The organism is Terriglobales bacterium, assembly GCA_035454605.1.
Taxonomy (GTDB): domain Bacteria; phylum Acidobacteriota; class Terriglobia; order Terriglobales; family Acidobacteriaceae; genus DATMAB01.
In genome coordinates, this window is sequence record DATIGQ010000165.1 from 1 (window position 1) to 12415 (window position 12415).

Here is a 12415-nt window from a genome sequence, read left to right on the forward strand (position 1 = left end):
ATCTTCCAGCCGGGGACGTCGCTGCAGGAGATCGTGCAGTTCATCCGCGCCAACGTGAAGCCGCGCGGCGTGCCGGCATGAAATGCGCCCTCCGCCTTTCGCTTTCCGCTCGCCGCTGCCAGCATCCCGCTTGAGTTCTACTTTCCCCAAGCTGGAAGAACGAGGAGGCTGCAACCTCATCCGGCTGGAGTCGGCGGACAGCACCAACCGGTTGACGCGGGAATGCATCCGGAACCTTACGCAAACGGTTGGGGAGCTGGCACGCGCCCGGCCCGCGCTGCCGCTCATCCTCACCGGGAACCACCGTTTCTTTTCGGCGGGCGCCGACCTGAATGAGATTGCGGCCCTCTCCGGCCCGGAGGCGCTGGAATTTGCACGCGAGGGACAGGCGCTGATGGACGCCATGGACAACTTCCCTGCCCCGGCGATTGCCGCGATCTCCGGCTATTGCATGGGAGGAGGGCTGGACCTGGCGCTGGCCTGCGCCGGACGCATCGCCGCGCCCCACGCCCTGTTCGGACATCGCGGCGCGGCGCTGGGCCTGATGACCGGCTGGGGCGGAACGCAGCGGCTGCCCAGGCTGATCGGCAAGGGCCGGGCGCTCGCCATGTTCACAGCGGCGGAAAAGCTGCACGCGACGGAGGCGTTGCGCATCGGCCTGGTGGACGCCGTGGCCGACGATCCGGTGGCGTTGGCGCTCTCCGCTTTGCGCTCCGCCGCCTGAATTGCCGACCTCGCGCGGCTCATTTACCCTAACCATTCGCCCTTCCCACCATGACCGGCAAGCCCAGTTCGCCCGCGGCGCGCGCGCATGCGCTGAGCTCGCGCGTCGATCCCACCTCAGCGCGGTTCGAGAAGAACATGCGGGCCATGGCCGACCTGGCCGCCGCCATCCACAATGAAGAAGAAAGAATCCGCGACGGCGGCGGTGCGAAAGCCATCGAAGCGCAGCACAAGAAGGGAAGGTTGACGGCGCGGGAACGCATCGGGCTGCTGCTCGACGCAGGAACTTCGCTGTTCGAGCTGGGGATCCACGCGGCGCACGGCATGTATGAAGAGTGGGGCGGGGCGCCGGCCGCGGGCGTAGTGACCGGGTTGGGGCGAGTCCACGGGCGGCTGTTCATGCTGATCGTGAACGACGCCACGGTGAAAGCGGGCGCGTTCTTTCCCATGACGGCGAAGAAGGTCATCCGGGCGCAGAACATCGCCATCGAGAACCGGATTCCCACCATCTACTTGGTGGACTCGGCGGGCGTGTTCCTGCCGCTGCAGGAAGACGTGTTCCCGGACACGGACGATTTCGGGCGCGTGTTCCGCAACAACGCCGTGATGTCAGCCATGGGCATCCCGCAGATCACCGCCATCATGGGGATGTGCGTGGCGGGGGGCGCGTACCTGCCGGTGATGTGCGACCACATCCTGATGACCGACGGCAGCGGATTGTTCCTGGCCGGACCCGCGCTGGTGCAGGCGGCGATCGGGCAGAAGGTTTCCGCGGAGGACCTGGGCGGGGCGCGCGTGCACGCCGAGATTTCCGGCACCATCGACTTCCGGGAGCCCAATGACGAGGCCTGCCTGGCGCGCATCCGGGCGCTGGTGGAGAAGATGGGCCGGCGGCCGGCGGCGCCGTTCGACCACAAGCGGCCGGAGCCGCCGGCCTTCGCGGCCGAAGAACTGTACGGCATCTTCGAATCCGATCCGTCGCGGCAGTACGACATGAAGGAGGTCATCGCGCGCCTCGTGGACGGCAGCCGCTTCGACGAGTACAAGCCGGAATACGGCGAAACGGTGCTGTGCGGATATGCGCGCGTGAACGGCTGGGCGGTGGGCATCGTGGCCAACCAGAAGACCCACGTCACCCAGATCGATCACGCCGGGCACAAGCGGGTGGAGTTCGGCGGCGTGATCTACACGGATTCGGCGGAGAAGGCGGCGCGCTTCATCATGGATTGCAGCCAGAACCTGGTGCCGCTGGTCTTCCTGCACGACGTGAACGGGTTCATGGTGGGAAGGGACGCGGAGTGGAGCGGCATCATCCGCGCCGGGGCGAAGATGGTGAACGCGGTGTCGAACTCGGTGGTGCCCAAGATCACGGTGATCCTGGGAGGCTCGTTCGGCGCCGGGCATTACGCCATGTGCGGCAAGGCCTACGACCCGCGCTTCGTCTTCGCGTGGCCCACGGCCCGCTACGCCGTGATGGGTGGGGAGCAGGCCGCGAGCACGTTGGTGGAGATCAAGATCAAGCAACTGGAGCGCGGCGGCAAAAAGCTGAGCGAACAGGAAAGGCGCGAGCTGTTCCAATCCGTGAAGCAGACCTACGACGAGCAGACCGACCCGCGCTACGGCGCGGCGCGGTTGTGGATCGACAAGATCCTGGACCCGCTGGAAACGCGCGAAGCCATCGCGCTGGCGCTGGAAGCGGCGGCCCTCAACCCCCATGTGGCGGAGTTCAAGACGGGAGTGCTGCAGACGTGAGCCGTGCCTATCCTGCCGCTCATCTTCGTGGTGTTCGTCGGCACGGGCGCGTGGCTGCTGCTGAAATCCTCCGGGCGCGGCGGAGCGTGGGCCGCGCTGGGGCACGTGGCCGGGGCGCTGGTCATTTCGCTGCCGCTGGGGCTGCTGACCTACGGAGTGCTGGGGATCGGCATCGCACGATATCGCCGGGAAGGACATTTCTACAGCGTGCCGTTCGGCGGCTATGCGGTGAGCGATGCGGCGTTCGCGTCCAGCTTGCTGGCTTGGATGGCGCCGTGGTTCGTCGGAATCCTGCTGCTGGCGTGGCGATGGATGCGCCGCAAGGGCGGTGAACGGTGAATGCCGTGAAACTCATCGAGTGCCCGCGCGATGCCTGGCAGGGGCTGAAAGGGCAGATACCGACCGAGATCAAAGTTGCGTACCTGCGAGCGTTGATCGAGGCGGGGTTCAAGCACATCGATGCGGTGTCGTTCGTTTCGCCGGCCGCGGTTCCGCAGATGGCGGATTCGGAAGAAGTGTTGCGACAACTGCAGGCGCCGGAGGACGTCGAGATCATCGGCATCGTGGTGAATGAGAAGGGCGCGGAGCGGGCGATCACAACCGGGGCAGTGCGCATACTGGGCTTTCCGTATTCGATCTCGCCGACTTTCCTGGAGCGCAATCAGAAACAGACGCCGGAGGACGCACTGGAAGAGCTGGAAAAGGTCGACCTCAAAGCGCACCAGGCCGGACTCCATATGGTGGTGTACATTTCCATGGCCTTCGGTAATCCGTACGGCGATGACTGGAGCGCCGACGAAGTAGTGGAAGCGGTTGGGCTGCTGGAGAGCATGGACATCCGCGCCATCTCGCTGGCGGATACGATAGGCAAGGCGGATGCGAAAACAATCTCCGACGTAGTGAGTACCGTGACGGAACGGTACGGGTATCTCGAGATCGGGGCGCATTTGCATTCGCGTCCGGAACAGGCGGGGGAAAAGATCCTGGCGGCGTACGATGCCGGAGCGCGCCGGTTCGACTGCGCGCTCGGCGGATTGGGCGGATGCCCGTTCGCGCAGGACCTCCTCGTCGGCAACATCCCCACGGAACGGGCGCTGGAAGCGTTGAGAAAGCGCGGAGCGGAGACACCCAAGCTGGCGTCCCTGGAAGGCATATTGCGGATGTCGGCGGAAATCGGTGCAGCGCACCAGGCACAAGTGAAACAATAGCGGGCCCCATGGAACTGAAAACCGTTTTGCTGGCGGAATCCGACGGCGTTTCCACCATCACGCTGAACCGGCCGGAGAAGCGCAACGCCATCAATTTCCAATTGATCGATGAACTGATGGCGGCGCTGGAGGCGGTGCGGCACGCGGCGTCGCAGGTGCTGGTGCTCACCGGCGCCGGCTCGGCGTTCTGCTCGGGCATGGACCTGGAAAGCCTGAAAACACTTAGTGCTGCGGGACGTTCCTTCGAGGAAAACTTGAAGGATTCGGAAAGCATGGCGCTGCTGTTCCGCTCCATCTACGATTTTCCCAAGCCCACCATCGCGGCGGTGAACGGAGCGGCGATCGCCGGCGGCACCGGCATCGCCACGTCGTGCGACTTCACGCTGGCCTCGAAGGATGCCAAGTTCGGATACACCGAGGTGCGCATCGGGTTCATTCCCGCCATCGTCTCTTCCCTGCTCAAGCGCCAGGTGGGCGAAAAGCATGCGCGCGATCTTCTGCTGACCGGTCGCGTCTTTGGCGCCGAGGAAGCCTATCGCATGGGCCTGGTGAACGAAGTGGTGGAACCGGAGAAGCTGATGCCACGCACGCGGGAGCTGGCGGCCGCCCTGATGGAGAACAGCCCGACTTCCATCCGGCTGACCAAGGCGTTGCTGTCCGAGTATGCCCGGGCGCAACTGGATCGCGAGATGCAACTCGGCCAGGAAGAGAACGCGCGCATCCGCGCGACCGCGGATTTCCGGGAAGGCGTGACGGCGTTCCTGGAGAAGCGGAAAGCGAAGTGGACGGGGAAATAATTGCCGAATTTCGGAATTGCCGAATTGTGGAATTGGAACCTCAGGCGCTCCAACTTCGGCAATTCTCCATTTCGGCAGTTCGGCAATGTATGTGGCCCAACGAATGACCAGTGAAACTCGCATCCGCGTGCGCTACGCGGAGACGGACCGCATGGGCGTGGTCTATCACTCGAACTTCGCCGTATGGTTCGAAGTGGGAAGAGTGGAGGCGTTGCGCCAACTCGGCTTCCAGTATCGCGAAATGGAAGAGCAGGACGACTGCCACATCGCGGTGGTGGACCTGCGCGTGCGCTACAAGGCTCCGGCGCATTACGACGATGAGATTGTCGTGCGCACGGAACTGCGCAACCTGCGCGACTCCCTGCTGCACTTCGGATACGAGGTCCGGCGCGTCACGGACGGCGAACTGCTGGCCGAGGGCGAGACCACGCACATCGTGGTGGACCGTAACTTCAACAAGCGGTCGTTGCCCGAAAAGTATCTGGCTGCATTCCGCAAAGCCATTCCGCGCCACAAGACTTGAAGAGGAAGGCTCCATGATTGACAATCGCAGGCCGCGCCGCTGGCTCGCTGCACTCTTGCTGGTAGCGGCGGCGGGAACGCTGATCGCCCTACACGCCACGATGAACGAAGACGCACGCCGTGCCGCCGACTTGGCAGCCATCGAAGAGCTGCACCAGAAAGACATCGCCGCCACCAAGGCCTTCGACGTCGAGACGCTGGTTTCGCTGTGGACGGATGACATCGTGGCGCTGCCGCCGGGAGGCTCGCCGACCGTCGGCAAGGCCGTGGGTCGCAAGCAACTGGAAGCGGGCAAAGCCGCCAGCGCCGCGTACGAGGTTCTGGCCTACGAGCAGAAGTGGCAGGAAGTGACGCTCGCGGGCGACTACGCTTTTGAGTGGGGCACCTTCACGAGTGCGGTGCGGCCCAAGGCCGGCGGCGACGAAATCCGGCAGAGCTACAACGTGCTGCGGGTGTTGAAGCGGGCCCCGGACGGCGAGTGGAAAGTCCACCGGACCATCTGGAACGCGTCGAAGTGATTCCCATCAACGGCAACGACCTGACGCTGGAGCAGTTGCGTGGCGTGGTGTACGAGCGGCAGCCGGTCGCGCTGGACGCGGCTGCGCGCAAGCGCATTGCCGAAGCGCGGGCGGCGGTCGAGGCGCTGCTTGCGGGCGAGCGCGTGGCCTACGCCGTGAACACCGGCGTAGGCAAGTTGAGCGACGTACGCATTGCCCCGGGTGAGATCCGCGAGCTGCAGGTGAACCTGCTGCGCTCGCATGCCGCCGGTGTGGGCGAGCCGCTGAGCGAGGCCGAAACGCGGGCGCTGGTGCTGCTGCGCGCCAACTCGCTGGCCAAGGGCTTTTCCGGCGTGCGGCCGGAGGTGATCGCGGCGCTGTGCGAACTGCTGAACCGCGGCGTGCATCCCGTCATCCCCTCGCAGGGCAGCGTGGGAGCGAGCGGCGATCTGGCGCCGCTGGCGCATCTGGCGCTGGTCCTGATCGGCGAAGGAGAAGCGATTTTCGAAGCGCAGCGCATTACCGGCGCGGAAGCGCTGCGCAAAGCGGGCCTCGCGCCGTTGGTGCTTGAGGCCAAGGAAGCCATCTCGCTCATCAACGGCACGCAAGCCATGCTGGCGGTGGGCACGCTGGCGCTCATGGAGGCGGAAACGCTGGCGGACACGGCCGACGTCATCGGTTCGCTGACGCTGGACGCGCTGCGCGGCACCGATGTGGCCTTCGACGCGCGTATCCATCAGGCGCGCCCGCATGCCGGGCAGATGCGCGTGGCGGAGAATCTGCGGCGCATGCTGGAGGGCAGCCAGATCCGCGAGTCGCATCGTGACTGCGGCCGGGTGCAGGACGCCTACTCGCTGCGCTGCATGCCGCAGGTGCACGGCGCGGTGCGCGACACGCTCACCCACTGCCGCCGCATCTTCGAGATCGAGATGAACGCCGCCGTGGACAATCCGCTGGTGTTCCTGAATCCGGGCGCCAACGCCGATGTGCTTTCCGGCGGAAACTTTCACGGGGAGCCGGTGGCCCTGGCGCTCGACTTCCTGGGCATCGCGCTGGCGTCGCTGGCGGGCATCAGCGAACGGCGGGTGGAACGGCTGGTGAATCCGACGCTCAACGAAGGCCTGCCGCCGTTCCTGGCCAAGCACGCTGGCCTGCACTCCGGCTTCATGATGGCGCAGGTAACGGCGGCCGCGCTGGCCAGCGAAAACAAGGTGCTGGCGCATCCGGCGTCGGTGGACTCGATCACCACCTCGGGCAACAAGGAAGACTACGTTTCCATGGGGATGACGGCGGCGCTCAAGCTGAAGCGCATTGTCGCCAACACGCGCAACGTGCTGGCCATCGAGGCGGTGTCGGCCGCCCAAGCCATCGATTTCCTTTCGCCGCTCACGCCCAGCCCGCGCGGGCAGAAAGCCCATGCGGCGATCCGCGCTGTGAGTCCCGCAGTAGAGAAGGACCGCGTGTTGGCGGAGGATTTCGGGCGGGTGGCAGAAGTCATTCGCAGCGGAAAGGTTGCTGCTGCGCTGGCGTGAAGCGCGGCAGTGTTCAGGCCTGCGGAGCCGCAGGCTGAATCCCATCCAGGCCGAGCTGCTTGGCGATGCCCTGCATGGCCTGGATGCAGAAGGTGATGTGCTCTTCCAGGTCGATGCCCAGGTCCTGGGCGCCGGTGAGGATGTCTTCGCGGCTGACGCTGCGGGCGAAGGCTTTGTCCTTCATCTTCTTGCGTACCGATTTGGCCTCCACTTCGGCGAGCGACTTATTGGGTTTCACCAGCGCGGTCGCGGTGAGGAAGCCGGCCAGTTCGTCGCAGGCGAACAGGGCCTTCTCCATGGGCGTGACGCGCGCGACGCCGGAGTACTGGGCGTGGGAGAGGATGCAGCGGCGCAGGACCTCAGAGTAGCCGCGCTCTTCGAGGATCTTGTTGCCCACGAAGGGATGCTGGTCGGGCGTGGGGAATTTTTCGTAGTCGAAGTCGTGCAGCAGGCCGCAGAGGCCGTAGAGATCCTCGTCGGCGGCGGGATCGGTGCCGTCGGCGGCGAAGCGGCGGGCGTAGGCGCGCATGCAGGCCTCCACCGCCAGGGCATGTTTCCTCAGGCTCTCGGACTGGGTGTACTCGCAAAGTAACCCCCAGGCATCGTCACGGGTCGGCATCAATCCTCTCCCTCGTTTTCGCCCGCTTTTCTCCGTCTTTCATAGGGAGGTTCCGCGGGGTTTTACCCGGTGTCATCCGAGTTTCCGCCCACTTTTCTGTTGACAACTCCGGCGGCGGTGCCGCAAAGTACCGCCAGCCTGCAAGTGTACCGCAGGCGGGATGCCCGGCTCTGGCATCTTCCACAACCCGGCATGGCTACAACTCTCGCGCCCGTCGACTCGCGGGAAGTCGTGAGATGTGACCGCTGTCATCTGGTCCAGTTCCGGACCAACAATAATCTCTGCCGCAAGTGCCACACCTGCCTGGACGCTGAAGAACCCGAACCCCAGGTGGCGGAGCCGGCAGCAGAAGCACCGCGTCCGGAAAACGGCAACGGACATTCGCATCTGCAACTGGCGGCGGCCATTCGCACCCTGCGGCAACGCACCGGCCTGAGCCAGCGGCAACTGGCGCTGCGCATGGCGGTGCCGCGGACCTACGTCTCCAAGATCGAAAACGAAAAAGCCACGCCCACCCTCTCATCCATCGAGCGGCTGGCGCGAGCCCTGGAGGTAAGCGTGCCTGAACTGCTCAACGGCGGCCACAGCCGCGACGCGGAGATCCGCGACTTGCTGACCGACGACTTTATCGCCGAGCTGATCCCCTACTTGCAGAAGCTCGACGGCATGCAATTGTCCACGATTCTGGCGCAGGTGCGCGACCTTTCGCTGCGCCCGCGGCGGCACTCCTAGAGTTTTCTCCGGGCAGCTCGCTGAGCCGACCGGGCCGGGGTTCTCGAGACCCCGGCCCGTTTTTCTTGTTCCTACGGGCTCTGTACGGACTTCGCCTTCCAGTGGAAGACGATGCGGGCGCTGATCTCGCGCGGCCGCCCGATGTGCGTCCCTGAGAATACGCTCTCGAAATTGAACAGGTAGAACCTGTCCAGCAGGTTCTGGACGTCGAGCTGCAGGGAGATGGGCCAGGAACTGTCCCGCAGCAGATCGATGCCGGCGGCGAGGTCGAGGGTGGTGCGCGGCTTGATGCGGAAGCGCACCGTATCCAGTTGCTCGACGATGCGCGGGTCGAGCCCGGCCAGGTCCGCGGGGTCGAACTCCGAGGGCACGCCGCTGTCATGGCGCCCGCTGAGGCTGGCCCAGGCGCCCGAACGATGGGAATAGGTGACGCCGAACTGGCCGCTGTTGCGCTGGTCGTGGTCGGCGTTGAACTGTACCCCGGGAATCAGCAATGCCGCCGCTTCCTCGCCGAGGAAGAGACCGCCGACCAGCGGGGTCGTGGCGATGGCCTTGGAATTGGCGTAGCTGAGGAAGGCGGTCCAGCCACGCACCAGGGCCAGATCGAGACGGGCTTCGGTGCCACGCACGTCGCCGCGCGCGATGGCGATGGGAAAGATGATGCCGGTGTTCAGGAACTGGTCCTTGTCGGCGTAGTTGCGGATGTTCTTGACGTAATGGGCCACGTCCAGCCGCACATATTTGCCCAACTGCTGCTGCACGCCGAACTCGTAGAAGTTCTGCTCTTCGGGCGGCACCACGCGCACTCCTGCGGTAGAGCCCAAGGGCGAGAACACCACGCCTTCCGCAGAGGAAGATAGCAACAGGTTCTCGACCGACGGAGTCTGGAACAGGCGGTTGTAGGAACCGCGGAAGACCGTCCCGGTGCGCTTGATGTAGTAGGCCAGGCCGACGCGTGGGCTGACGAAATCTTTCTCGGCTACGATGCGGTAGTTGTCATAGCGCAGCCCGGCATCGATGGTGAGGCGACCCGCGATGGTGAAGCGGTCCTGCACGAACAGCGCCACCTCACGGCCCGTCTTCTTCTGGTTGAACACGAAGGGGCTGGTAATGGGAAAGGCCGAGAGGGGGTTGGCGGGATCGGCGAGGATGGCGGGATCGGTAGCGGCTACGGTGAAGAACTCGCTCAGCGGCAGGCGCGTCACCTGCACGCCGAACTTCAGGCTATGGCCGCCCTGCTGCCGGCTGATGCTGGCCCGCAGGCCCTCGGTGCGCTGGCGCCGGTGCTGCTCCGCGAAGAACGGGAACCCGGTCTGCTCCGGATCGAGCAGGTGCGCGGTGGAGGAGCGCCGGTAGGCCACCACGTCGCTCACGGTGCGGGGATCGAAGAGATGGGTCCAGGCGAGCGACTGGGCGTCATCGCGCAGTTCCTGGCCCTGCCGCTGGCCCGCCGCCTGCTGCTCGGCCGTGTTGGGGACCTGGAAGTTCGAGCCGTTGGTGGTGAGCGAAAGCCGCAGTGTGTCCTTGTCGGTGGGAATCCAGTCGAACTTGGCGAACAGGCGCGCGTTGCCGCCCTCGTTGCGGAAGTTCTGAATCTCCGGCGGGTCGAGATAGCGTTCGCTGTGGCTGGCCGCGGAAGAAACGAAAACGCCGAACTTGCGGGTATGTCCGCCAAACTCGGCTCCGGATTCGAGCTGGTTGAAGCTGCCGCCGCCGAAGGAAAGGCTGCCGTTCCACGGCATCTCCAGGCCCGACTTGGTATTGACGTTGATCACGGTGGCCAGCTTGCCGCCGTACTCCGCGGGAACGTTGCCGGTAAGGATCTCCGCGGAGCGCAGGTTGCGCGCGTCGAGCGCAGTGCCAAAGGTGGCCGCCAGATTGTCCGTGATTGGAACGCCGTCCACCACGTACTGGACTTGGGATTCCGAGCCGCGGGGGTGCATGCGGCCATTGTCGTCCTGGACGACGCCGGGAACGGTTTGCACCAGGGCCTCAAGGCCACGCCCGGCCTGCGCCAGTCCCAGCTTCTGCAGTTGCTTGTAGTCAATGTCATGGTGTGTGGAGGCCGAGGTCGTTTCCAGCAACGGCCCCTGCTCGACCACGGTGACCTCCTGTTTGGCCGCGGCCAGCGTCAGTTGGGCGTTCATGACGAGAGGGACGTTGGTACGCAGTTCGCCGGTGGCGTCGAAGTGATCGAAGCCGGGGGCCTCCACGTGCAGGGTGAAGGGCGAGAACGGTACGTGGACGAACCTGTACTGCCCTTCGGCGTCGGTCTGCACGTTCTGACGGTAACCGCTGATGGCGGCGGTGAGGGTGACCGATGCTCCCGGGATGACGGCACCGGTCGGGTCGGTGACGGCGCCCATTACGGTACCGACGCTCTGGGCAAACAGGGATGCGGCCAGTACCAACACGCATAAGCCGGACGCCAGGATTCGCGCCCAGAACGGCCTATGTCCAACCCTCATGATGCCTCCGGAATCGGCCCCCATTTGATTCGCTTGTCTCCGTAGTGAGATGCCATGCGCGAGACCGAAGGCCAACCCAGAATGCGCGGTTGCGCGCTGGCTCGCTTGTCTCTGGACCAGAGCCTAGGCGGACGGAGGAGAGTGCTTGGGCGCTGTCAGATAGAGTACGAGCGAACGGCGGGGAGCCGCGCTATAGCCGGAGCCCTCCGGGTGCGCCACCGGGATGGTCGAGGCAACCGCCGGCCCCGCCGCCTTGAAGCCCTTGTGATTGCCGCGAGAGGAAACAAACAAGCAGTGCTGGTGGTGGCGCTGGGTGTCGGTGACATTCGAGGCAGATACCTGCTTTGCCATCGCGGCGTCCGCCGGTGCGGTCCTGCCCTCAACGTCGATAAGGTCGCCATGCTGTGGGCAGGTGGCATGGCGGACGGCCAGCTGGTGAGTGGTAGCGACAAACTGGCTGCCCAGGAGGCAGGTAATCAGCAGGGCCAGCCAAACGCTTGCCAGGCTCTTCCCGAGCCCTCCAGGGTGTAGAAACACCATGCTTCCGGATTGGATGGAACGCCTCGGGTGTGCGGTTGTCTCAGTCAATCAGGCGCGAAACGTCGCACTTGCCGGGCGGTGGGACGCCCTGGACCATTCTGGCAAGAGCGTGCCTAGCATGGCAGAGGGCATGCCCGGCGTCAATTGCCAGTCGCAATGGGATGTGCTAGTTTGGATTACACTTTATACCGTAGAGGAAGCGTTTGCGCACCACCATTCCCGAAGGGCTGGACCGCAAAGAAGCCGAAATCTACGCCGGACTCGACCCCGAGCGGCTGCCAAAGCACGTGGCCATCATCATGGACGGCAACGGGCGCTGGGCGAAGAAGCGGCATCTGCCGCGCATCGCCGGGCACCGCGCGGGCGCGAACGCCGTACGCTCCGTGGTAGAGACGGCGGCGCGCGTCCATGTGCCCTCGCTGACCCTGTACGCCTTCTCCGCCGAGAACTGGCAGAAGCGGCCGCGCAGCGAGGTGGAGTTCCTCATGCGCCTGCTGAAGCACTACCTCAAGCGGGAAGTCCCTACGCTGAACAAGAACAATATCCGGCTGGAGTACATCGGGCGGCAGCACGAGCTGCCGGCGGACGTCCAGGAGCGCATGGGTTGGGCGCGGGAAGCCACCAGCCGCAACACCGGCATGGTGCTGACGCTGGCGCTGAACTACGGCGCGCGCCTGGAACTGGTGGACGCCTTCAACGACATCGTTCGCGCGGCGGCCTCCAACGGCGGTGTCCATCATCTGAAGGTGGACGAAGACCTGATTGCGCGGCACCTCTACACCCGCGGCCTGCCCGATCCCGACCTGGTCATCCGCACCTCGGGCGAGATGCGCCTGTCGAACTTCCTCCTATGGCAGGTCGCCTACGCGGAGATCTACGTAACCGAGACGCTGTGGCCCGACTTCCGCGGCCGGCACCTGCTGGAAGCCATCGCCGAGTTCCAGAAGCGCGAGCGGCGTTACGGCGGCCTGGTCTCTTCCAACGGCAAGCACTGAGCGATGAAGCGCGTCGCCACCGCGGTGGTG

13 protein-coding genes are annotated in these 12415 nt (G+C 65.1%); 10 read left to right on the forward strand and 3 right to left on the reverse strand.

Annotation, left to right across the window (positions count from 1 at the left end; translation table 11 throughout):
* The first annotated feature begins 130 nt into the window (after positions 1-130).
* The 8 genes from VLE48_11835 to hutH all read left to right on the forward strand — a co-directional run bounded on the left by VLE48_11835 (position 131) and on the right by hutH (position 7031).
* A complete protein-coding gene (locus VLE48_11835; protein HSA93693.1) occupies positions 131-724 on the forward strand; it encodes an enoyl-CoA hydratase/isomerase family protein in 594 nt (197 codons plus the stop codon).
* A gap of 50 nt (positions 725-774) precedes the next feature.
* A complete protein-coding gene (locus tag VLE48_11840; GenBank protein HSA93694.1) occupies positions 775-2475 on the forward strand; it encodes an acyl-CoA carboxylase subunit beta in 1701 nt (566 codons plus the stop codon).
* A 3-nt stretch (positions 2476-2478) separates the two neighbouring features.
* On the forward strand, positions 2479-2814 hold the full coding sequence (locus tag VLE48_11845; protein ID HSA93695.1) for a hypothetical protein: 336 nt from the start codon (positions 2479-2481) through the stop codon (positions 2812-2814).
* The gene (locus tag VLE48_11850; protein HSA93696.1) at positions 2811-3683 is read left to right on the forward strand and encodes a hydroxymethylglutaryl-CoA lyase; all 873 of its coding nucleotides are present in this window, start codon (positions 2811-2813) and stop codon (positions 3681-3683) included. The genes VLE48_11845 and VLE48_11850 overlap by 4 nt, the downstream gene beginning before the upstream one ends.
* 8 nt (positions 3684-3691) lie before the next feature.
* Positions 3692-4480, forward strand: coding sequence for an enoyl-CoA hydratase-related protein (locus VLE48_11855; GenBank protein ID HSA93697.1), 789 nt, complete (start codon positions 3692-3694; stop codon positions 4478-4480).
* A 103-nt stretch (positions 4481-4583) separates the two neighbouring features.
* Positions 4584-5003 carry a thioesterase family protein gene (locus tag VLE48_11860; protein HSA93698.1) on the forward strand — a complete coding sequence of 140 codons (420 nt, stop codon included), beginning with the start codon at positions 4584-4586 and terminating at the stop codon, positions 5001-5003.
* Positions 5004-5016: 13 nt separating this feature from the next.
* Positions 5017-5520, forward strand: coding sequence for a DUF4440 domain-containing protein (locus tag VLE48_11865; GenBank protein ID HSA93699.1), 504 nt, complete (start codon positions 5017-5019; stop codon positions 5518-5520).
* Complete coding sequence (hutH, locus tag VLE48_11870) at positions 5481-7031, forward strand: histidine ammonia-lyase (protein HSA93700.1); 1551 nt, start codon at positions 5481-5483, stop codon at positions 7029-7031. The genes VLE48_11865 and hutH overlap by 40 nt, the downstream gene beginning before the upstream one ends.
* Positions 7032-7044: 13 nt before the next feature.
* On the opposite strand, the gene VLE48_11875 is transcribed toward hutH, so the two are convergent.
* On the reverse strand, positions 7045-7650 hold the full coding sequence (locus VLE48_11875) for an HD domain-containing protein (GenBank protein ID HSA93701.1): 606 nt from the start codon (positions 7648-7650) through the stop codon (positions 7045-7047).
* Between the two features lie 192 nt (positions 7651-7842).
* On the opposite strand from VLE48_11875, the gene VLE48_11880 reads away from it, so the two are divergent.
* Positions 7843-8382: a helix-turn-helix transcriptional regulator gene (locus VLE48_11880; GenBank protein HSA93702.1), complete on the forward strand. Its 540-nt coding sequence runs from the start codon at positions 7843-7845 to the stop codon at positions 8380-8382.
* A gap of 71 nt (positions 8383-8453) precedes the next feature.
* Here VLE48_11880 and VLE48_11885 read toward each other — a convergent pair whose 3' ends face one another.
* Together VLE48_11885 and VLE48_11890 are read right to left on the reverse strand one after the other, a co-directional pair.
* Entirely contained in the window at positions 8454-10850 is a 2397-nt protein-coding gene (locus tag VLE48_11885) for a TonB-dependent receptor (GenBank protein ID HSA93703.1), read from the reverse strand.
* Between the two features lie 123 nt (positions 10851-10973).
* Entirely contained in the window at positions 10974-11201 is a 228-nt protein-coding gene (locus tag VLE48_11890) for a hypothetical protein (protein ID HSA93704.1), read from the reverse strand.
* Between the two features lie 392 nt (positions 11202-11593).
* Here VLE48_11890 and VLE48_11895 point away from each other — a divergent pair, with 392 nt between their 5' ends.
* On the forward strand, positions 11594-12385 hold the full coding sequence (locus VLE48_11895) for an isoprenyl transferase (protein ID HSA93705.1): 792 nt from the start codon (positions 11594-11596) through the stop codon (positions 12383-12385).
* Positions 12386-12415: the final 30 nt, after the last annotated feature.